Below are 22,612 nucleotides of genomic sequence, written 5' to 3'. Positions count from 1 at the left end.
GAGCACATGAACGCAGCCATGGCCCACACCCTCGGCGACGCCTTCGCCGACGTCGTACGCACTCGCCCCGAGCACACCGCGCTCGTCCACGGTGACCTGCGCCTGACGTACCGCCACCTGGCCGGCTGGGCCGCGTCCGTCGCAGCCCGGCTCGGGCGTGCCGGAGCGGCCGGCGAACCGGTCGGCATCCGCACTCCGCGGTCCGCGGGGACTGTCGCCACGGTCCTCGGCGCGGTCCTCGCCGGATGCGCCTACGTGCCTCTGGACCCGGACGCGCCCGATGCTCGGCTGTGCGGCCTGGTGGAGGACTTCGGGCTGCGCACCCTGTGGGTGGCGCACACCGAGGCCGACCGGCTGCGCACGCTGCTGCCGGGGGTGCGGATCCTGACCGTCGACGAGGAGCTGCCCGCACCGGAACCGCTCGCCGTCGCGCCGGGCCGCCCGGACACGCTCGCCTATGTCATCGCCACCTCGGGCACCACGGGGCGGCCCAAGGGCGTGCAGGTGGAACACCGCAGCGTCCTGTCGCTCGCCCGGGCCCCGGAGGCGGGGTTCCGGCCCGACGACACGGTGCTCCAGCTCGCCCCCCTCCATGTGGACCCGTCCGTCTTCGAGATCTGGGGCGCCCTGCTGAACGGGGCCACACTCGTCCTGCCCGAAGCCGCCCGGCCCGGCGTCCACGAGATCGGTCGGGAGGTACGGCGGCACGGGGTGACCGTGCTGAGGCTCGCCGCACCGATGTTCGGACTCGCCATGGAGTACATCACCGACGCACTGCGCGGACTGCGGCTGTGCATATCGGGTGGTGACCGCGCCTCGGCCGACGCCGTGCGCACGGCACTGCGCGAGCTCCCCGGCTGCCGGGTCGTCAACGGCTACGGGCCCACGGAGACCACCGTCTACGCCTGCTGGCTGGTGCTCGACGCGGAAAACCCCTACGCCGACGACTGGCCGGACGTGCCGATCGGCCGTCCCTTCGCCGGCGCCACCGTCCACGTGGTCGACCGCGACCGGCACCCCGTCGCCCCCGGTGAGGAGGGCGAACTCTGCGTCGGCGGGCCGGGCGTGGCCCGCGGCTACCTCGGCCGGCCCGACCTCACCGCCGACCGCTTCATCCCCGAGCCCGGCACTCCCGGCCGCACCGCCTACCTCACCGGCGACCGGGTCCGCCTGCTGCCGGACGGCAACCTCGCCTTCCTCGGCCGCACCGACGACCAGGTGAAGATCCGGGGCCACCGGGTGGAACCAGCCGAGACGGAACGGGCCCTGCTCGGCCTTCCCGCGGTCCGCGAGGCCGCCGTGGTGGCCCACGGCACCAGCGAACGGCGCAGGCTCGCGGCGTTCGTCGTCCTGCGGGAACCCGCCACCGAGGCGGACCTCGTCGCCCACGTGGCGTCACTCCTGCCGTCGCCGCAGGTCCCGGCCACCGTGACGCTGCTCGCACAGCTGCCGGTCACCCCGAACGGCAAGACCGACCGCCCCGCCCTCGCTCGACTGGCCGGGCGGACGGACGGCACGGCCGGGCGCGACCTCCCGGACACGCCCGTCGAGCACCTCGTAGCGGACCTGTGGCAGGACGCGCTCGGCGCCCCGGTCGGCACCGACACCGACTTCCTCGCCGCGGGTGGCGACTCGCTCACCGCCATGGTCGTACTGGCTCGCCTGGAGAGCGCCACCGGCGTGGCCCTGTCGGTCGGGGACCTGTTCCGGGCGGCCACGGTGCGCGGGCTCGCCGCACTCCTCGATGCCGCCGTTCCGGCCGGGGCCGGCGCGTCACCCGCCGTGGAGCGGCAACCCGACGGCAACGCAACGGCACCGACCGCCGAGCCGCGGTCGGGCACGCCCGCCCGGGTTCCGCTGCTGCCGGGGCAGGAGGGCATCTGGTTCGAGCACCAGGCCACGCCCGGCAAGCGGTACGTCATCTCCCGCACCTTTCTGGTGCAGGGGCAGGTCGACGTACCCCGGCTGCGTCGCGCGCTCACCCTGCTCGGGCAGCGCCAGACGGTTCTGCGCACCGTCGTCCGACAGGACGCCGACGGCTGGTGGCAGACGCCGGACGCGGATCCCGGTGCCGCCGTGGACCACCACGACATGACCCGGATGCCGCCGGCGGAGCAGCAGCACCGGATTCGCGCGCTCGTCGCCGCCTCGGCAGCGGCCGACGACGCCTCCCCGCTCGTCCGCACCCTGGTGGTCACCCTCGACGGGTCCGCCACCGTCGTGCACTTCGACATCCACCACGTCATCGCCGACGACTGGTCCCTCGACCTCTTCTTCACCGAGCTGTCGGCTCTCTACGACGATCCGGCAGCACCCCTTCCACCGCTGCGGCTGACGTTCGCCGACCATGTGCGCGAGACCCTGGCCCGGCTGCCGGAACGCGAGTACGCCGCGCTGGAGTTCTGGCGGGGCGCCCTGGAGGGCGGCGCGGCCGCCCCCGACCTCGTCACCGATCATCCGCGGCCGGCCGTACTCAGCGGGGCCGGTGACCGGGTCCGGCTGCGGATCGAGGCCGCCGAGGCCACCCGGTACGGCGAGGCCGCACGCCGTCATGGCATCAGCCGCTTCATGTTCTGCCTGGCCGGTGTGTACACCGTCCTGGCGGCGCACGCCGAACGCGACTCCCTGTGCCTCGGCAGCCTGGCGACGGGCCGCGGGCGGGCCGGCACCGAGGACCTCGTCGGCTACTTCGTCAACCTGCTGCCGATCCGGGTCGAGGCCACCGCGGACACACCGGTCGCCACCCTGTTCCGGCGGGTCAGGGAGGCCTGCGCCGCCGCACACGCCCACCACGACGTGCCGTTCCAGACGGTGTGCCGGGAACTGGGCGCCGCGGGTGTCTCCCGCGGGTCCAGCCCCTTCCGCGTGGTCGTCAACCACCAGCAGCGCCCGCCCCGCCCGCTCCGCCTGGGCACCGCCCCGGCCGAGCCCTGGCCGCCCGCCGACGACGACACCGCCAAGTTCGAGCTGACCTTCACCTTCCAGGAGTCGCCGCGGGGGCTCGACCTGGAGGTGGAGTTCAGTACCGACCTCTACCGCCGGGACACCGTCGAGCGACTTGCGGGCCAGCTCGTCGCCGTGCTGGGCCGGCTCGCCGACGCCGAGCGGGACACCGTTGTGCGCGACATCGAGCTGCTCGAACCCGGCGAGCAGGGACGGCTCCTGGCGACACCGGTCACCGAGGGGCCGCCGGCCCGTCCGGACGCCACGCTGACCTCGCTGTTCGCCCGCACGGTGGCCGCCCACCCCGGCAGGACCGCCGTGGTGGGGGACGACACCTCCCTCACCTACCGCGAACTCGACCGGCTCTCCGACGACGTCGCCACCCGGCTCCTCGCGGAGGGGGCACGACCCGGTGAGCGCGTCGCCCTCTGCCTGGAGCGCACGCCCCTGCTGATCGTCGCCGTTCTCGGCGTGCTCAAGACCGGGGCGGCCTATGTCCCGCTCGATCCGGCGTACCCGGCCGAGCGGCTGCGGTACGTTCTCACGGACGCCGGGGCCCGGATCCTCGTGACCGCGAAGGACATCTCCGACCGGCTGTTCCGCCCCGGTCCGGACGCCGACGGCCTGCCACCCGTCCTGGACATCGACCGGCTCGTGCGCCCCTCGGCCGAGACCCCGCCCGCGCGGCAGGCGGCCCGCGCCACCGACTCCGCCTACATCATCTACACGTCCGGCAGCAGCGGGCGGCCGCGCGGCGTCGTGGTCTCTCATCGCTCGGTCGTCAACACCCTGCACGCCAGTCTGGCCCGCCACCCCTTCACGTCGGACGACGTCTGGCTGCAGCTCACCTCGCCCGGCTTCGACGTGGCGGCCTACGAGCAGTTCATGCCGCTCGTCTCCGGCGGCACCCTGGTGTACTGCGGTGACGCCACCCGCGGTGACGCCGCCGCACTCGGCCGAGCGCTGCGCGACAACGGTGTGACCGTGATGGTCATCGTTCCCTCGCTGCTGCGTGCGCTGGGTCGCCCGGACCTGGCGTCGGTACGGGTACTGGTCGTGGCCGGGGAACCCGCCGACCCGCACGACACCCGCCACTACGCCCAAGGTCGCGTCGTCATCAACGGCTACGGCCCCACCGAGGCGGCGATCCTCGCCACGACCCACGAGGCCGGTCCCGACGAGGACCGCGGCAGGATCCCGATCGGGCGGGCGCTGCCGGGAACCACCGCGCATGTGATCGACCGCCACGGCCGGCTCGCCGCCACCGGAGTCCCAGGGGAACTCTGGCTCGGCGGCGCGGGGGTCGCCCTCGGCTACTGGAACAACCCCGAACGTACCCGCGATTCGTTCACCACGGTGCCCGTCCTCGGCGACCGGCGCCTGTACCGCACCGGGGACCGGGCACGCCGGCTGCCCGACGGCACCCTGGACTACCTGGGCCGGCTCGACGGGCAGATCAAGCTGCGCGGCTTCCGCATCGAACTCGGCGAGATCGAGGCGACACTGACCCGCCATGAGCGGATCGGTGAGGCCGTCGCCGTGCTGGTCGGCGAGGGACCCGACGCCGATCTCGGAGTCGCCTACGTGGGCACCGCCGACGAGCAGGAGGCGCGCGCCCATCTCGTCCGCCACCTGCCCGGCCACATGGTGCCCCGGCTCATCGTGCCGGTCACGCTCATCCCCACCAGCAGCCACGGCAAGGCCGACCGCACGGCGCTCGCCGACCGCCTCGCGGCCCACGCGCGGGACCACGGCCCCGTCGAGGAGAGCGGCTCCGCCGCGAGCCCCCTGGAGCGGGGGCTGTCGGCCCTGTGGCGTCAGGTCCTCGGCACGGGCCCGTCCATCGGGCTGTCGGACGACTTCTTCGCGCTCGGTGGGCACTCGCTGCGCGTCATCCGACTGCTCGGCGAGATCGAAAGACAGTACGGAGTGCGGATACCCGTCCGGGACTTCCTCGCCGAGCCGACGGTCAGGGCCACCGCGCGCGCACTCGCCCGCCCCGACGTCGGCACCGAGACGGCGACGGTGCTCCCCGAGGACGTCGTGCTCGACCCCGGCATCACCTTCGCCGGCCCCGTCGCCGCCCCGCGCCGCGCGGACTCCGTCCTGCTCACCGGTGCCACAGGGTTCGTCGGCATCCACGTCCTGAGCGAGCTGCTGGACCGTACCGAGGGACCGGTGCTGTGCGTCGTACGCGCCGCGACGCCCGAAGCGGCCCGCGCCCGGCTGGCGCAGGCGGCCCGCCGCAACGCACTCGCCCTGGACGCCGCCGATCCCCGGATCGTGCCGCTGCCCGGCGACCTCACCCTGCCCGGCCTCGGACTGACCGGAACTCCCGCGCACGACGCGGCCCGTTCGGCGGCCACCGTCCTGCACCTGGGCGCGGAGGTCCACCACCTGTCCGGCTACCAGCACCTGGCCGCGGCCAACGTCGGCGGCACGCAGGAGCTGCTGAGGATCGCCGCCGAGGGCCCGGCCGCCCGCTTCCACCACATCTCCACCCTCGCGGTGCTGCGCGAGCACGCCCCGGACGGCCGCCGACGCACCCTCAGCGAGTCCACACCGGCCGAGCAGGAACGCCATCCGCGCGGACGCGGCTACGCCGCGGCGAAGTGGGCGGCCGAACACCTCGTCCGCCAGGCCGTCGCGCGCGGGGCCGACGCCCGGACGTACCGGCTGGGCCGGGCCGCAGGCAGCGCGACGACCGGCGCGGTCAGCCGCGACGACATGCTGACCCGGCTGATGGTGAGTTCCGCCGCCCTCGGGTGCTACCCCGACCACCCGGGCCTGGCCTCCGACGCCCTGCCCGTCGACGTCATGGCCCGTGCTCTGGTGGCGCTGGCCTTCGCCGACGCCCCGCCGGGCACCGTCCACCACCTGCACCACCCCCGCCCTACGGGGCTCGGTGTCTTCCTCGCCGGCCACGACCGGCGCACCGGCTCCCGCACCCGCCCGGTCGGCCTGCGCACCTGGCTCGAGCGGCTGGACGACGCGGTGGCCCGGGGCACCGAACTGCCCGCCCTGGCCTACCGGGAGCACCTGCGCGAGCTGTGCGACACACCCGGCCCGGCGCGACCGGCCCGCTACCGCAACCAAGCCACTCTCGCCGCCCTGCACGCCCACGGCATCACCCCGCCCGACTGGGACGACGCCGTGATCGACCGCTGGTGGCAGTGCCTCGCACCGACCGGAGAGACCAGCGAATGACGGAAGTGCTGTATCCCATGGCCCGCCAGTGCCCGTTCGCCCCGCCCGAGGAGGTCACCCGGCTGCGCGACGAGCCGGAGGTGCCCCGCGTCCCGATCTGGAACGGGGTGCGTCCCTGGCTGTTCACTCGCTACGAGGACGCGCGGGTGGTGCTGAGCGACCCCCGGTTCAGCGCCGACAAGCGCCGTCCCGGCTATCCGCTCTCCAGCGCCGTCGCGGCCGCCGAGACGGCCGTCGAACCGACGCTGCTCATCATGGACAACCCCGATCACGACGCGCTGCGCCGTCTGGTGCTCGGCGAGTTCACCGTGCGGCGTGCCGAGTCCTGGCGCCCGGCCGTGCGCGCCGTCGTCGCGGGCTGCCTCGACCGGATGCTGGACGGACCGCGTCGCGCCGACCTCGTGGCCGGTCTCGCGCTGCCCGTCGCGCTCTCGGTGATCTGCGAGTTCCTCGGCGTGCCCCTGGAGGACCGGGAGCTGTTCCGCTCCCTCACCCACACCATGAACGCCGTCTCGGGCACGACCGAGACCGCCGCCGCAGCCCGTCAGGAACTCCAGGACTACCTCGAATCCCTCGTGGCCGTACGGGAGAAGGACCCGGGAGACGACTTCATCGGGCGCATGGTGGTCCGGCATGTGCGCACCGGGGCGATGAACCGCCGCACACTGAGCGCGATGGCCCTGCTGCTGCTCACGGCGGGGCACGACACCACGGCCAACATGATCTCTCTCGGCATCCTCACCCTGCTGCGGCACCCCGGCCGCTTCGCCGCCCTGCGCAGTCACGAGGACCCCCGGCAGCTCGCGGGCACGGTGGAGGAGCTGCTGCGTCACCTCACCATCGTCCAGCGTGGCATTCGCCGGATCGCCACCGAGGACGTCGACGTCAACGGCCGCTTGGTGAAGGCGGGAGACGGGGTGATCGCGGCAATCAACGTGGCGAACCGCGATCCCTCGCGCTTCCCCTCCGGCGAGGACTTCGACCCCGGCGTACGCGCCCACGGCCACCTCGCCTTCGGTTACGGCCCCCACCAGTGCCTGGGCCAGTCCCTGGCGAAGGTCGAACTCCAGGAGACCTACCACGCCGTCGCCCACCGCCTGCCGGAGCTGCGGGTCGCCGTGCCCGTCGAGGAGATCCGCTTCAAGTCGGACATGGCCGTCTACGGCGTCCATGAACTGCCCGTGACCTGGTGAATCGCCGCTCCCGGAGCACCCGTCCGCCCTCTTGACCGCCAAGGAGCCAACCACCGTGAAGATCACCCTTGAACCCGAGCGATGTGTCGGAGCCGGGCACTGTGTCCTGTCGGCACCCGAGGTCTTCGACCAGGACGAGGCCGACGGCATCGTCGTGCTGCTCGACACCGAGCCGGGCGCCGCGCTCACCGACGCCGTCCACGAGGCGGCGGACCTCTGCCCGGCCCGGGCGATCCTCGTCGATGCCGAGGACGGCACCGCGTGAGCCTGATCGACCGGCTGCGGGACGCGGTGGGCAGTGCTGCCGTGCTCACCGATCCGGACGTGACCGAGGGCTACGCCCGCGACATGATGCCGATGGCCCCGGCGGGCCGCCCGCGCGCCGTGGTGCTGCCCGCCGGCACCGCCGAGGTGCAGGCGTGCGTCCGCGCCTGTGCCGAGGCCGCCGTGCCCGTCGTCCCACGCGGCGCGGGCAGCGGTCTGACCGGCGGCGCCAACGCGGTGGACGGGTGCGTCGTCCTGGTCACCACCCGGATGGACCGGATCCTCGAACTCGACGCGGACAACCGGCTGGCCGTCGTCCAGCCCGGGGTGATCAACCGGGCGCTCCGAGACGCCGCCGCCGAACACGGCCTCTTCTACCCGCCCGATCCCTCCAGCCTCGAATGGTGCACGCTCGGTGGCAACCTCGCCACGGACGCCGGCGGCCTGTGCTGCGGAAAGTACGGCGTGACCAGCGACGCCGTCCTCGGCCTCGAAGTCGTCCTGGCCGACGGCTCGTTGCTCACCACGGGCCGCAGGACCGTCAAGGGCGTGGCGGGCTACGACCTGACCCGGCTGTTCGTCGGCAGCGAGGGCACGCTGGGCATCATCACCGAGGCGACGCTCAAGCTGCGTCCGCTGCCGGCCGCGCCGGGCACGATCGTCGCCGCCTTCGACTCCGTGGAGCGGGCCGGGGACGCCGTCAACCGTGTGGTCCGGGCCGGTCTGGTGCCCTCCCTGATGGAGATCATGGACGCCACCTCCCTGCGGGCTTCCGCCGAGTACCTGCGGGCGGACCTCGGCGCGGGCGACGGCAGCGCCCTGCTGCTGTGCCAGTCGGACGCCGGCGGAGAGCCGGCCGCCGCCGAACTGGACGCCATGGAAGGGCTGTTCAAGGAGGCGGGCGCCGACTGGACGCACGCCACCCGGGACCCGGCCGAGGGTGGTCTGCTGCTCAAGGCCCGCCGGGTGTCCCTCCCGGCCCTCGAGGCGCGGGGAGCCTGCATGACGGAGGACGTGGCGGTGCCCCGCACCCGGATCGCCGAACTCATGGCCGGATGCGAGGAGATCGGGGTGGAGGCGGGGCTGACCGTGGCCGTCGTCGGCCACGCGGGCGACGGCAATATGCACCCCACCGTCCTGTACGACGGGGCGTCGACGGCACAGTACGCCCGTGCCCGGAAGGCCTTCGACGCCATCCTCGCCCTGGCCCTGTCCCTCGGCGGCACCGTCACCGGCGAGCACGGCATCGGCAAGCTCAAGACGGAGTGGCTGGAACGGGAGCTGGGCCCCGTCTCGATGCGGGTCCACCGGCAGCTGAAGAACGCCCTCGACCCCGCGGGTCTCTTCAACCCGGGCGCCCTGTTCGCCCGGCGCCCGGCGGGCGGGCGCACGCCGTGACCCGTACCGTCCGCACCGTCGCGGGGCTCCCCGCGCCGCTGCGCACCCTGTTCCTCACCACCCTGATCTTCCGTACCGGCACGATGGCCTATCCGTTCCTCGCCGCCCACCTGCTGGTGCACGAGGGGCTGGGCAAGGGCCCGACCGGCACCGTCCTCGCCTGCTTCGGCGTGGGCGCCCTCGCCGCCGACCTGGCGGCGAGCGTCCTGCTCGGCAGGGTCACCGCCCATGCGCTGATGCTGGGCGGCCTGGGCCTCAGCGCGGCGGTGCCGGCCGTGTTCCCCTTCTTGCACGGCGTGGCGCCGCTGGTCGCCGCCGTCCTGGTGTGGGGGTTCGCGTACGAGATCGTCACGCCGGCCGCGTACTCGGCGACCGTCGCCGCCGCGGACCCCGACGAGCGGAAAGTCGCCTTCTCCTGCTACCGGCTCGCTATCAACCTCGGCATGGCCGCCGGACCCGTCGTCGGCGGGTTGCTCTTCGCCGTCGACGCGCGGCTGGTGTTCTGGGCGAACGCCGGCTGCGCCCTGGCCGCCGCCGGACACCTCGCGCTGCGCTCCCGCGGAGTGCCGGCCGCTCTCCCCTCGGGGCGCAACGCGCCGAAGAGCGGCATCGTCCGCCGCACCCCGTACGAACGGGCCCGGTTCTGGACGATTTTCGGCCTCTCGCTGCCCGTCCAGCTCGCCTACTCGCTGCCGTCCGTCTTCCTCTCCACCTACGTCATCGTCGGACTGGGCCTGGCCGGGTACTGGGCGGGCGTCGTCTTCTCCGTCAACGCGGTGGGCATCGTCCTGTTCGAGGTCCCCCTCAACGTGCTGATGGCCAGGACCCGACACCTGCCCACCCTGCTCCTCGGCTACGGCCTCGCGGGCAGCGGCTTCCTGCTGATGGCGCTGTCCGGATCGGGTCCGTCACTCGTCCTGTCCACGCTCGTGTGGACCGCCGGGGAGATCGTCGTGTTCCCGGCGCTCCTCGGCTACGTCAGCGAGCTGTCCAGCGAGGCCTCGGCGGACCGCAATCTCAGCCTCTACTCCACCGGCGTCAACATCGCCTTCATTCTGGCTCCCCACCTCGCCCTGCTGCTCACCCGGCCTTCCGCCCCCGGCATCCCGTGGGCCGTCGCAGGCGGCGCCCTGTGCGTCGCCTGGGTCCTGCTGACGGTGGCCCGCAGCAGCCCCTACACCTGGTACAAGGAGGAACCCTCATGCACCGACGCGATCTGACCCCGTTCATCGGCGTCGAGTACACCGGAGTCACCCACGAGGACCTGCGGAGCGAGGAGCTCTTCGCGGACGTCGTCGACTCCGTCCACCAGCGGGACCTGGTGGTGCTGCGCGGCATCCGGCTGACACCCGAGCAGCACATCGGGCTCGCCGCCCGCCTCGGCAACCCCGTGCCCTTCCTGCTGAGCGACTGGCGCCACCCGAAGTTCGCCGAGATCCTCGTCTCCTCCAACGAACGCCGGAAGAACAGGCCCGTCGGCGTCCCCCGGGTCGGAAACTTCTGGCACCAGGACTCGTCGTACAACGCGCGTCCCGCCGAGTACACGGTGCTGCACGGGGTGAACGTGCCCGAGGAACACGGCCACACCCTCTTCACCTCCGCCGCCGACGTCTACGACCGGCTGCCCGAGGAATGGAAGACCCGCCTGGAGGGCCTCACCGGACTGCACACCCTGACCAGGCAGCAGCGCATCGAGCCCCGCCACGTGGGCCTGTCCATCGCCGAGATGCGGGCTCTGGTCGCCCACGAGTTCCCGGCGGTCGAGCACCCCGTCGTCCGCCGCGACACCTTCACCGGCCGGCGCTTCCTCTACGCCGCCCGCGAGTACATGGACTCGGTCGTCGGTCTCGACGCCAACGGCAACGAGGAGTTCTTCGACCTGGTCGACTCCCTGGTGCAGGACCCCGCGCACGTCTACGAGCACCGCTGGACGCACGACGACCTGCTGATCTGGAAGACGGCCACCACCTACCACCGGGCGACCGACCTTCCTGAGGGCGTCGGCCGGACCGTGCACCGCATCAGCGTCGCCGCCGCCTGACCGGCAGCGCGCGAAAGGACCAGACCTCCCATGAGCCACCCCGCCCCGAGCCGTCCCGTCGGCGTTGTCGTCGACGGGTACTCGATCGGCAAGTTCCTGCCCGCCGCCTTCCAGCGGCTCGGCGCCGACGTCGTCCACCTGCAGTCCACCCCGGAGTTCCTCGCCTCCGTCCCGCCCCCGGACCTCGAGCCCTACGTCGCGAACGTGGTGCACAGCACCGGCGACTGGGACCGCACCGCCAAGGAGCTCGCCGCCTACGCCCCCGTCGGCGTCCTGCCCGGACAGGAGACCGGCGTTCCCCCGGCCGACGCCGTCGCCGAGCGGCTCGGCCTGCCCGGCAACCCGGCCGCGACCTCCGCCGTGCGCCGCGACAAGTACCGGATGATCGAGGCGCTGCGAGCCTCCGGGCTCCGCTGCGCCCGGCAGCTGAAGTCCGCGGACGCCGCCGAGATCGTCGCCTGGGCGCAGCGCGAGGCCGGCTACCCCGTGGTGGTCAAGCCGCTCAGCTCGGCCTCCACCGACGGCGTCTCCATCTGCCGCAGCGCCGAGGAGATCCGCAGGGCCGTGGCCGCCGTCCTCGGCACGTACGACATCTTCGAGCGCCGGAACACCGAGGTCCTCGCGCAGTCCTTCCTGCTGGGCCCCGAGTACATCGTGGACGTCGTCCGGGGCCCCGGCGGCGGGCGCCACGTGTGCGGGGTATGGCGGTACGAGAAGACGGAGACCGGCACCAAGCGGATTTACGACAAGGACATCCTGCTCGACCCGGACAGCCCCGAGGTGCCCGTCCTCGTCGACTACGCGGACCGCGTCCTCGACGCCCTCGACATCCGCTTCGGCGCCGCCCACGCAGAGGTCGTGCTGACCCCCGAGGGCCCCGCACTGGTCGAGGTCGGCGCCCGGCTCAACGGAGACATGGTGCCCGCCGTGCACGACACCTGCATGGACGGCAACCAGGCGGACCTGCTCGCCCTGGCCTGCGTACGGCCGGAGGAGTTCCAGCGCCGTTACGCGGGGCGCACGATGTACCGCAAGCGTCGAGAAGCCCTCGTCGTGCACGGGCAGACCACCCGGAAGGGGATCGTCGAGGAGATCGACGAGGAGGTCCTGGCCCGGATCGCCGCCCTTCGCACGGTCCGGCTGGCCGTGCCCCGGCTCCGCCCCGGCGACCGGATGCGCCCCACCACCGATCTGCTCTCCAGCCCGCTGCGGGTCTTCCTGGTGGGGGACCGCCACGAGGACCTGCTCGCCGATCACCGGCGGATCCAGGGCCTGCAGGACGCGCTCTTCCGGCTCGTCCCGTCCGACGAAGCCGCGCGCTGACGCGGGCGCCGCTTCCCTCAACGCCCGTCCGAAAGGAAAGTTGCCCCATGGGTGTGCCCACGCGGGCCGATCTGGCCGGCATCCCCGACTACATCATCCCGGGTCGCCCGCCCGGCGCGATCCTGCTCAACTCGAACGAGAGCTCTCTTCCTCCGCTGCCCGCGGTCGTCGAGGCGGTCGCCCGGGCGGCCTCCCAGGGGAACCGGTACCCGCAGTGGTTCTCCGAGGACCTGGTGGCACGGCTGGCTGCCGAGATGGAGGTTCCCGAGTCATGGGTCGCGATCGGTTGCGGCTCGGTGAGCCTGTGCCAGCAGCTGATCCAGGCCTACTGCGCACCGGGCGACGAAGTGCTCTGCGCATGGCGTTCGTTCGAGGCGTATCCCGTCTTCGCGCGGGTCGCCGGAGCGCAGTCCCGTACCGTTCCGCTGGACCCCGGGCACCGGCACGACCTGGCCGCCATGGCGGACGCCGTCTCCCCGGCGACCCGCGTGGTCTTCGTCTGCAACCCCAACAACCCGACCGGCACCGCGGTGGGCACCCGGGAACTACGAGACTTCGTGGAGCGCATCCCGGGCGACGTGCTCGTGGTGCTGGACGAGGCGTACCGGGAGTTCGTGACGGACCCGGATGTGCCCGACGGCCTGTTGCTCGCCCGTGAGCGCGAGAACGTGGCTGTCCTCCGCACCTTTTCGAAGGCCTACGGGCTCGCCGGGATCCGGGTCGGCTACTGCGTCGGCTCGCCCGCCGTCGTCTCGGCGGTGAACAAGGTGGCGGTGCCCTTCGCGGTCAGTGGTCCGGCGCAGGCGGCGGCGACGGCCGCGCTCGACCACATCGCGGAGGTGACCGAGCGCTGCCTGGCCGTGGCCGCGGAGCGGGAGCGCGTCCGGCACCGGCTGCTGAAGGCCGGTCTGTCCGTCCCCGCCTCCCAGGCGAACTTCCTCTGGCTTCCGCTGGGCGGTCGGTCGGAGAGCTTCGCCGAGTTCTGCGCGGACCGCGGTGCGCTGGTCCGGCGCTTCGGCGACGAGGGAGTACGGGTCACGGTCGGGGCGCGCGAGCACAACGACGTCTTCCTGCGGGCGGCGGAGGAGTACGCGGCCACCGGATGGCCGACCTGACCCAGGCTGCCCGGCGATGACGGTCTTCGGCACGCCTGGGGTCCGACACTGAACGGAGGCGCGTCAGTTCCACGACCGCGGACGCTCCGAGGGCAAGCGCCACACCCGAACCGTCCTGGCCCTTGCCCACCGCCGCGCGCGAGGCCGGGACCGACCCCGTGAACCACCGGTGGAAAACCCTGTGGAAGCGGTGTCGGTGGTGCCGCTTATGCTGCACCGAACGATCACGCGGAACCCGGGGAGGGCGCGGCATGTTCGGCAGCCTGTTCGGCAGGGGCGGGGAGAGGCCGGCGGCGGATCCGTACGCCCTTCCCGTCCCGCGCAGGCAGAAGCACGGGATGTACACGCTGCGCGCGCTCGGAGACTCGCGGGTGCTCGCGCTGGTCGAGGCGGCCGGCGCGGGTGACTGGGCGGCGGTCAAGGCGGCGCTGGCCCCCTTCGATCTCGGCCGCGACGATCAGGTCCTCGGTGAGCTGGCCGACCTGGACGGTGTGCAGGACTGGATCGGCCGGGCCGTCGAGGAGGACAAGGAGCACCGGGCGACTGCCCTGCTGATATCCGGGGCGCGCCACATCAACTGGGGCTGGGAGGCCCGCACCCGCGCGCGTGCCGCGGATGTCAAGCCGGAGCAGTGGCGGGTTTTCCACGAGCGGCTCCACATCGCCGAGCAGCAGCTGCTGGAGGCAGCCGAGTTGCGGCCGGAATGGGTCACACCATGGCGCCGCCTCCTAACCTCCGGCCGCGGCATGTCGCTGGGCCAAGCTGTCAACGAGACCCGGCTCGACGCCGCCCTGCGCCGCGAACCGCTGGACCTGGAGACCCACGTCGAGTGGGTTTCGCAGTTGCAGCCGCGTTGGGGCGGCGAGCCGGGCCAGGCCCTGGCGTTCGCCCGTGCCGCGTTCGCCGGGGCGCCCGATGGCCACCGCCTCGGCTGTGTGATCGCCATCGCGCACATAGAGGAACGGCCTCATCACCCCCGAGATCCAGGACGAGTTGCTGGAAACGGCCGAGCGCAGCATCCTCCACCCCGCCTACGTGCGTCGCCCGGGCTGGCAGCAGGACTTCAACGTCTTCGCCATGGCCTTGTCCCTGGCCTCCGAACGCCTCGTGCTGCCGCGCGTCTTCCGCGAGCTGCAGGGCGCCTACACCGCATGGCCCTGGAGGTACATGGCGAAGCCGGAAGAGATGTACGCCCGCGCCCGGCGCAACGCCTGAACCCGCCACCCCGTCCGCCGTTCGTCGCTCACCTCACCCCGGACTGCCCGATGACTCTGCCCGCGACCCCTTCGAGCCCGGCCGGCGCCGACCGCACCTTCCAGGTGGATCTGCGCGGCCTCGTCGATCTCCTCTCCCACCACCTCTACTCCAGCCCCCGCGTCTACCTGCGCGAACTCCTGCAGAACGCGGTGGACGCGCTGACCGCGCGGCACGGCCTCGAACCGGCCGCACCCGCCGACGCCTTCGGTATCCGCCTGTACGCCGACGGTTCGGTGGTACGTGTCGAGGACGACGGCGTCGGTCTCACCGAGGCCGACGTGCACACCTTCCTCGCCACGATCGGCCGCAGCAGCAAGCGCGCCGACCAGTGGTACGTCAGTCGAACTCAGACTCACTACTTTGCCGAGAGTCCACCCGTATATAACCGGGTTGAGGACCGATGGCAAAGGCATCTTTAGATCGGGGACCTCGCTCACCGCACGCCTATGGACGTTCGCCCTGAGCGCCGAACTCAGCGTGTTGTCGTCGCCTGTGTTGCGAAGGCCGGCGAGTACCCAGGTAGCCAGGAGGGCATGCTCGGCACTCCCGACCCAGATGGTCCCGACGCCGTCCGCACCGGCCAGTTCCAGCTGCACCGCCCAGTACTCGTCGTAGGCGTCGGCAGCGGTACGCAGCCACGCGGGGGCGTACCCGATCTCGCTCAGCCGCTCCTCGATGTCGTCGTACCGCTGCTTGTCCGCGGCAAGCAACCGGTACAGCTCGGCGTAGACGAGGGGCGAAAGCGTGCAGCTCATGCGGTCCACAAGACCTGCTCCAATTGGTCCGCCAACCCCACGTCCGGCTCAACGTCTCCTTCGAACTCGAGGGCTTCTGCTGGGATCGGGAATCTCTCGATGTCTGCCCTCCGCAAGGAGGGAACCGTCACGCCCCGCAAGAACATGCGCCTCCTGGTCTGCCCCGCGCGCCCGTTCAGGAAGTGCGCGAGCGCAGGCCCTTGTGACTGCTCATGCAGCCGGAGGACGAAGATGCCCGGATCCGCGACGGCCGGGCGTTGCGCGACGGTGGCGTACGAGTACTCGCCCACGCGGGCGATCAGGAGGTCGCCCGGGGCGATGAGGGTGACGGTGGTGGACTGCGGCGCGGCCCATCGCCGGGTCGGACGGCCCCCCAGGACACTCACGTCCACGACCGGTAGCGTGCCCGGCAGTTCCGTCGGCACCTCGAAGCCGCGGGTTGAGCGGGACGGCTTCATCTCCCGTACGAAGGAACCGAGCGGTTCGCCGTCCTCCAGGAGCTCGGGACGAGGAGTGGCGAGCATGATCCCCCAGTCGCCCCGGCGCCGGAGGTCAGCCGTGACCCACCACGTCGACTCCGACGGCTCCTCCTCGCGATGCGTTCCCGCCTCGATCGAAGCCAGCACTCTGTCGAGCCGCTGGACCTCAACAAGGGGCGGCAGGGGCACGCCCATCTCCAGCAGATCCGGCGTCTTCACGGACGCCATAGTGGTACCTGTCGCCAGCGACGCCCGACGAGCCTGTCCCGCCCGGGCGTTCAACACGGCCCAGATCCACCGGGAAAACACCGGATTGAGAGGCCGGAGGGCTGTGAACCGGGATGAGAGGAGCGCACCGTTCAGCCGGTCGTCGACAAGAACGGCCGGCCCGGACGGCGAGGGCGGCACCAGGACATCACCACCCCGAAGGCCGCGCGTTCCGACGGTGAATGCCTTGCCTTGGTACTTGGTGCTCCGCCGCCGAATCGCCCCCGTCCGCGCCACCAGGCCGGCGGGCGTGATGACTGGGGAACCAGCGGTCGCGACACTCCCCGCCCGGACAGTGGTAACGAGTTCACGCAATGGGACCACCGGCGCCGCTGTCGGCCAAGCGAAGGTGGAACCAACCAGGCGTCCTGGATCCCAGTCGGCCTCGCGCCGCAGATCAACTGTCAATAATGCCTCGGACACGCTGTCCCCACCGATCGCGCGCCGCCTGACGGCCTTCTTGGGTACCTTATGGCGCGCTAGTGGTGCACCGGCAGCCGCGCTCGAACGCGCTCCCAGGTATCCGCAGCAACTGGACGAGTCGTCGCTCGATTACCTCCTCGAAGGCCAGGAGATCCCTGATGGGAACTTTTGGAGCCGTATCGCCAGTGAGATCACTTTGACCGATCTGCTGCGGCACGGCGGGATCACCGCCACCGACAATCTCCAGCACCTCATGCGCGCCGCGCTGAGCACATGGAACGCCCGGGTTTGCGGCGTAGCCCCCTCCTCCGTCGCCGCTCGCCGTGACGCAGCCCCCCCGCACTGGACTAAGGGCGAGGGAGTCCTCAGTTTCGACGCGCCCGGCTTCGTTCTCACGCTCGCACAGAAGGTCGACCACCTGACATCGTCGGCAGCACGGGCGGCGTACGAACTGCCGGCCCTCGACGAGGTCGGCGATCGTCTGCCGCTCCTAGGGCTGAGCCTCAAGGCCATCACATTGGTCAACGGTGGCGGAAAGGTGGCGTACGAAGGAGACGTGGGCGCCATGCATGGGGACCGGCTCCGCCACCTCAGCGAATCTCTCGGACCGGGAACCCTGGTCAGGACACTCGAAGCAGCCCTGCCGCCAAGTGGCGTACCGGTGAGGTACAACTTCTCCACCCGGACCGCCTCGGTAAAACCACCCCGGGGCAGTGTCCCCCTGCTGGAGCTCGTGAACACGTCCATTCGACTCTTCACGGATCTATCCCTCGCGGAGGAGGAACGCCTCATCGAGGTGATCCCGTCGGGCGGCCGCACCCTGCATGCCGGGATCGATCACGACATGCAGGGGACAGAGCCCCCCGCCGACTGATGCGCGGCGGGTCCACATTGGGCGCACCGACACGACTCCACCGCGTGAGGCTCCGTACCGGGAGGTGCTGCCGTACTGCGGGTAGCCATGCCCACGCCAGATTGTTGGTGCCGAACCCACGTACGGCTGTGACGCTCATTTGACGCTCCGGGCGCCCGCTGGCCCTCATTCGGGACCCGAAAGCCTCTCTGACCTGATGTTTTACCGCCTGCGTCCAGGGCGACATGTTTCCGATGACGAATCACGTGAAGTGCCTGTCACTCCCAACGCTCCGCGCCCGGCCAGAAGTCCCAGGAAAGTCCCAGAGGCGCCCATGAGTTCCCTCCTGCCTCGCATGTGTGCAAGCCAGGAGGGTTTCACGCTGCTTTTTCCTAGAGCCTTCAGATGTCCCGGAAGATCTCGATCTGCGCCCCGATCGAATTCAGCCGCTCGGCGAGATCCTCGTAACCCCGGTTGATGACATACACGTTCCGCAGCACGGACGTGCCCTCGGCCGCCATCATCGCCAGCAGGACGACCACCGCGGGGCGCAGGGCGGGCGGGCACATCATTTCGGCGGCGCGCCAGCGGGTGGGGCCCTCGACCAGGACCCGGTGCGGGTCGAGGAGCTGGAGGCGGCCGCCGAGGCGGTTGAGGTCCGTGAGGTAGATCGCGCGGTTGTCGTAGACCCAGTCGTGGATCAGGGTCTTGCCCTGCGCCACCGCCGCGATCGCCGCGAAGAACGGGACGTTGTCGATGTTCAGGCCCGGGAAGGGCATGGGGTGGATCTTGTCGATCGGGGCTTCGAGCTTGGAGGGGCGGACGGTCAGGTCGACCAGGCGGGTGCGGCCGTTGTCCGCGAAGTACTCGGGCGACCGGTCGTGGTCGAGGCCCATCTCCTCCAGGACCGCCAGCTCGATCTCCAGGAACTCGATGGGGGCGCGGCGCACGGTCAGTTCGGACTCCGTCACCACCGCGGCGGCCAGCAGGCTCATCGCCTCGACCGGGTCCTCGGAGGGGGAGTAGTCGACGTCGACGTCGATGTTCGGCACGCCGTGCACGGTCAGCGTGGTGGTGCCGATGCCCTCGACCTTGACGCCCAGGGCCTCCAGGAAGAAGCACAAGTCCTGGACCATGTAGTTGGAGGAGGCGTTGCGTATGACCGTCACGCCGTCGTGCCGGGCGGCGGCCAGCAGCGCGTTCTCGGTCACGGTGTCGCCGCGCTCGGTCAGCACGATCGGACGGTCGGGACGGACCGCGCGGTCGACCTGCGCGTGGTACTGGCCCTCGGTGGCCGCGATGTCCAGGCCGAACCGGCGCAGCGCGATCATGTGCGGTTCGATGGTCCGCGTGCCGAGGTCGCAGCCGCCGGCGTACGGCAGTTTGAAGTGGTCCATGCGGTGCAGCAGCGGACCGAAGAACATGATGATCGAGCGGGTGCGTACGGCGGCCTCCGCGTCGATCGCCGCCATGTCCAGCTGGGCCGGCGGCACCAGTTCCAGGTCGACGCCGTCGTTGATCCAGCGGGTGCGCACGCCGATGGAGTTGAGGACCTCCAGCAGGCGGTACACCTCCTCGATGCGGGCCACCCGGCGCAGCACCGTGCGCCCCTTGTTCAGCAGCGAGGCGCACAGCAGCGCGACGCACGCGTTCTTGCTGGTCTTCACGTCGATGGCGCCCGACAGACGGCGGCCGCCGACCACGCGCAGATGCATCGGGCCCGCGTACCCCAGCGACACGATCTCGCTGTCCAGGGCTTCTCCTATGCGGGCAATCATCTCAAGGCTGATGTTCTGGTTCCCGCGCTCGATCCGGTTGACCGCGCTCTGGCTGGTGCCCAGCGCCTCCGCGAGCTGCGTCTGTGTCCAGCCCCGATGTTGCCGGGCGTCACGGATGAGCTTGCCGATGCGTACGAGGTAGTCGTCTGCCATGAGGTTGAGGTTATCTCAGATATGAGATGGCGCCCGCCGGGGGGTCCATTCGGGTGACGGCACGTCAGTGGCCTGCGGGTTCACGGGGGATGTCGTACATGTGGGTGATTCATCCCCGGGTGTCCCGTTATTCGGCTTCCCGTGTGTACCGTCCGCCATTCCCGTGCGGCCGAGGAAAAACGACACGGTCCGGCCCGGCCGGGCATGACCAGCCAGCGCCCATGTACTAGAGTTATCTCGACATCGAGATATCTGCCAGGCGCACCGCAACCGCCACCCACTAAGGGTTACCTAACTTAGCCTTACCTTAGCGGATCGGCCCAGCCGGGGTGGCGGCACGATTGACGGTGGTACGCGCACATCAATGAAGGAGACTGTCGTGTCGGCGAACAGCTTCGACGCCCGCAGCACGCTGCAGGTGGGCGACGAGTCGTACGAGATCTTCCGGCTGGACAAGGTGGAGGGCTCGGCCCGCCTGCCGTACAGCCTCAAGGTCCTGCTGGAGAACCTGCTCCGCACGGAGGACGGCGCGAACATCACCGCCGACCACATCCGCGCCCTCGGCAACTGGGACTCCCAGGCCCAGCCCAGCCAGGAGATCCAGTTCACGCCGGCCCGCGTGATCATGCAGGACTTCACCGGCGTGCCCTGTGTCGTGGACCTCGCGACCATGCGTGAGGCCGTGAAGGAGCTCGGCGGCGACCCCGCCAAGATCAACCCGCTGGCGCCGGCCGAGCTGGTCATCGACCACTCCGTCATCGCCGACAAGTTCGGCACCAACGACGCCTTCAAGCAGAACGTCGAGCTGGAGTACGGCCGCAACAAGGAGCGCTACCAGTTCCTGCGCTGGGGCCAGACCGCCTTCGACGAGTTCAAGGTCGTCCCCCCGGGCACCGGCATCGTCCACCAGGTGAACATCGAGCACCTGGCCCGTGTCGTGATGGTCCGCGACGGCAAGGCCTACCCGGACACCCTGGTCGGCACCGACTCGCACACCACGATGGTCAACGGCCTCGGCGTCCTCGGCTGGGGCGTCGGCGGCATCGAGGCCGAGGCCGCCATGCTCGGCCAGCCGGTCTCCATGCTCATCCCGCGCGTCGTCGGCTTCAAGCTCACCGGTGAGCTGCCCGCCGGCACCACCGCCACCGACCTGGTGCTCACCATCACCGAGATGCTGCGCAAGCACGGTGTGGTCGGCAAATTCGTCGAGTTCTACGGCGAGGGCGTCGCCGCCACCTCCCTCGCGAACCGCGCCACCATCGGCAACATGTCCCCGGAGTTCGGCTCCACCGCCGCGATCTTCCCGATCGACGACGAGACCCTGAACTACCTGCGCCTGACCGGCCGCTCCGAGCAGCAGGTCGCCCTGGTCGAGGCCTACGCCAAGCAGCAGGGCCTCTGGCTGGACCCGAAGGCCGAGCCGGACTTCTCCGAGAAGCTCGAGCTGGACCTGTCGACCGTCGTTCCGTCCATCGCCGGCCCGAAGCGCCCGCAGGACCGCATCGTCCTGGCCAACGCCGCCGAGCAGTTCAAGCAGGACGTCCGCAACTACGTGGACGACATCGACGAGGCGGGCAAGGAGTCCTTCCCGGCCTCCGACGCCCCGGCCGTCCACCCGAACGGCTTCCCGTCCAACCCGGTTCCGGTCACCGCCCCCGACGGCACCACCTACGAGCTGGACCACGGTGCGGTGACGGTCGCAGCCATCACCTCCTGCACCAACACCTCCAACCCGTACGTCATGATCGGCGCCGCCCTGGTCGCCAAGAAGGCGGTCGAGAAGGGCCTGACCCGCAAGCCGTGGGTCAAGTCCACCCTCGCCCCGGGCTCGAAGGTCGTCACCGACTACTTCGAGAAGGCCGGCCTCACCCCGTACCTGGACAAGCTGGGCTTCAACCTGGTCGGTTACGGCTGCACCACCTGCATCGGCAACTCCGGCCCGCTGCCGGAGGAGGTCTCCAAGGCCGTCAACGACCACGACCTCGCCGTCACCTCGGTCCTGTCCGGCAACCGGAACTTCGAGGGCCGGATCAACCCCGACGTCAAGATGAACTACCTGGCGTCCCCGCCGCTGGTCGTCGCCTACGCCATCGCGGGCTCCATGAAGGTGGACATCACCCGTGACGCCCTGGGCACCGACCAGGACGGCAACCCGGTCTACCTGAAGGACATCTGGCCGACCGAGGCCGAGGTCAACGACGTCGTCTCGGGCGCCATCGGCGAGGACATGTTCGCCAAGTCCTACAGCGACGTCTTCGCGGGCGACGCCCAGTGGCAGTCCCTCCCGGTCCCGACCGGCAACACCTTCGAGTGGGACCCGCAGTCCACCTACGTCCGCAAGCCCCCGTACTTCGAGGGCATGGGCATGGAGCCGGCCCCGGTCGAGGACATCGCCGGCGCCCGGGTCCTGGCCAAGCTGGGCGACTCGGTCACCACCGACCACATCTCCCCGGCCGGCGCGATCAAGGCCGACACCCCGGCCGGCCAGTACCTCACGGAGCACGGCGTCGAGCGCCGCGACTTCAACAGCTACGGCTCGCGCCGCGGCAACCACGAGGTCATGATCCGCGGTACGTTCGCCAACATCCGCCTGCGCAACCAGATCGCGCCGGGCACCGAGGGCGGCTACACCCGCGACTTCACCCAGGACGGCGGTCCGGTGTCGTTCATCTACGACGCCTCCCGCAACTACATCGAGCAGGGCATCCCGCTGGTCGTCCTGGCCGGCAAGGAGTACGGCTCCGGCTCGTCCCGCGACTGGGCCGCCAAGGGCACCGCGCTGCTCGGCGTCAAGGCCGTCATCGCCGAGTCGTACGAGCGCATCCACCGCTCGAACCTCATCGGCATGGGTGTCCTGCCGCTGCAGTTCCCGGAGGGCGCCACCGCCGAGTCCCTCGGTCTGACCGGCGAGGAGACCTTCTCCATCTCCGGCGTGACCGAGCTGAACGACGGCACCACGCCGCGCACGGTCAAGGTCACCACCGACACCGGTGTCGAGTTCGACGCGGTCGTCCGCATCGACACCCCCGGTGAGGCCGACTACTACCGCAACGGCGGCATCATGCAGTACGTGCTGCGCAACCTGATCCGCAAGTAGGCGGCAGGCACAGCGGTTCAGGGCCGCACCCCCGGCACCGGGGGTGCGGCCCTTCGCCGTCCGTCC

At 71.2% G+C, this 22,612-nt stretch carries 12 protein-coding genes and 2 pseudogenes; 12 read left to right on the top strand and 2 right to left on the bottom strand.

Translation table 11 applies throughout. From position 1 onward, the window contains the following. Positions 1-6: 6 nt before the first annotated feature. The 10 genes and pseudogenes from ACFYOH_RS12580 to ACFYOH_RS12535 all read left to right on the top strand — a co-directional run. Positions 7-6,150 (top strand): amino acid adenylation domain-containing protein, encoded by a 6,144-nt coding sequence (locus ACFYOH_RS12580; protein ID WP_388624461.1) that lies wholly within the window; start codon positions 7-9, stop codon positions 6,148-6,150. Next, on the top strand, positions 6,147-7,343 hold the full coding sequence (locus ACFYOH_RS12575) for a cytochrome P450 (protein WP_388624458.1): 1,197 nt from the start codon (positions 6,147-6,149) through the stop codon (positions 7,341-7,343). Before ACFYOH_RS12580 ends, ACFYOH_RS12575 begins: the two co-directional genes overlap by 4 nt. Positions 7,344-7,398: 55 nt before the next feature. Further along, positions 7,399-7,608 (top strand): ferredoxin, encoded by a 210-nt coding sequence (locus ACFYOH_RS12570; RefSeq protein ID WP_388624456.1) that lies wholly within the window; start codon positions 7,399-7,401, stop codon positions 7,606-7,608. Beyond that, positions 7,605-9,005: an FAD-binding oxidoreductase gene (locus tag ACFYOH_RS12565; protein ID WP_388624454.1), complete on the top strand. Its 1,401-nt coding sequence runs from the start codon at positions 7,605-7,607 to the stop codon at positions 9,003-9,005. Before ACFYOH_RS12570 ends, ACFYOH_RS12565 begins: the two co-directional genes overlap by 4 nt. Then, a complete protein-coding gene (locus ACFYOH_RS12560; protein ID WP_388624452.1) occupies positions 9,002-10,225 on the top strand; it encodes an MFS transporter in 1,224 nt (407 codons plus the stop codon). Before ACFYOH_RS12565 ends, ACFYOH_RS12560 begins: the two co-directional genes overlap by 4 nt. Beyond that, a complete protein-coding gene (locus tag ACFYOH_RS12555) occupies positions 10,207-11,046 on the top strand; it encodes a TauD/TfdA dioxygenase family protein (RefSeq protein WP_388624449.1) in 840 nt (279 codons plus the stop codon). Before ACFYOH_RS12560 ends, ACFYOH_RS12555 begins: the two co-directional genes overlap by 19 nt. 30 nt (positions 11,047-11,076) lie before the next feature. Beyond that, positions 11,077-12,369: an ATP-grasp domain-containing protein gene (locus tag ACFYOH_RS12550; RefSeq protein WP_388624446.1), complete on the top strand. Its 1,293-nt coding sequence runs from the start codon at positions 11,077-11,079 to the stop codon at positions 12,367-12,369. Positions 12,370-12,416: 47 nt separating this feature from the next. Then, positions 12,417-13,484: a histidinol-phosphate transaminase gene (hisC, locus tag ACFYOH_RS12545; RefSeq protein ID WP_388624444.1), complete on the top strand. Its 1,068-nt coding sequence runs from the start codon at positions 12,417-12,419 to the stop codon at positions 13,482-13,484. A 251-nt stretch (positions 13,485-13,735) separates the two neighbouring features. Then, a pseudogene (locus ACFYOH_RS12540) lies at positions 13,736-14,699 on the top strand (hypothetical protein). Positions 14,700-14,749: 50 nt separating this feature from the next. Next, a pseudogene (locus tag ACFYOH_RS12535) lies at positions 14,750-15,070 on the top strand (HSP90 family protein); the annotation flags it as partial. A gap of 422 nt (positions 15,071-15,492) precedes the next feature. Here the strand turns inward: ACFYOH_RS12535 and ACFYOH_RS12530 are convergent. Then, a complete protein-coding gene (locus tag ACFYOH_RS12530; RefSeq protein WP_388624441.1) occupies positions 15,493-16,194 on the bottom strand; it encodes a hypothetical protein in 702 nt (233 codons plus the stop codon). A 667-nt stretch (positions 16,195-16,861) separates the two neighbouring features. On the opposite strand from ACFYOH_RS12530, the gene ACFYOH_RS12525 reads away from it, so the two are divergent. Further along, positions 16,862-17,539 (top strand): hypothetical protein, encoded by a 678-nt coding sequence (locus ACFYOH_RS12525; RefSeq protein WP_388624438.1) that lies wholly within the window; start codon positions 16,862-16,864, stop codon positions 17,537-17,539. 380 nt (positions 17,540-17,919) lie between these two features. On the opposite strand, the gene ACFYOH_RS12520 is transcribed toward ACFYOH_RS12525, so the two are convergent. Continuing rightward, on the bottom strand, positions 17,920-19,449 hold the full coding sequence (locus tag ACFYOH_RS12520) for a helix-turn-helix domain-containing protein (RefSeq protein WP_388624436.1): 1,530 nt from the start codon (positions 19,447-19,449) through the stop codon (positions 17,920-17,922). A gap of 379 nt (positions 19,450-19,828) precedes the next feature. On the opposite strand from ACFYOH_RS12520, the gene acnA reads away from it, so the two are divergent. Continuing rightward, entirely contained in the window at positions 19,829-22,546 is a 2,718-nt protein-coding gene (acnA, locus tag ACFYOH_RS12515) for an aconitate hydratase AcnA (protein ID WP_388624434.1), read from the top strand. Positions 22,547-22,612: the final 66 nt, after the last annotated feature.

It is taken from the genome of Streptomyces sp. NPDC007856 (genome assembly GCF_042868225.1).
Lineage (GTDB): Bacteria > Actinomycetota > Actinomycetes > Streptomycetales > Streptomycetaceae > Streptomyces.
The sequence above is the reverse complement of the archived record's forward strand: the minus strand, read 5'-3'. Positions and strand labels throughout refer to the sequence as shown.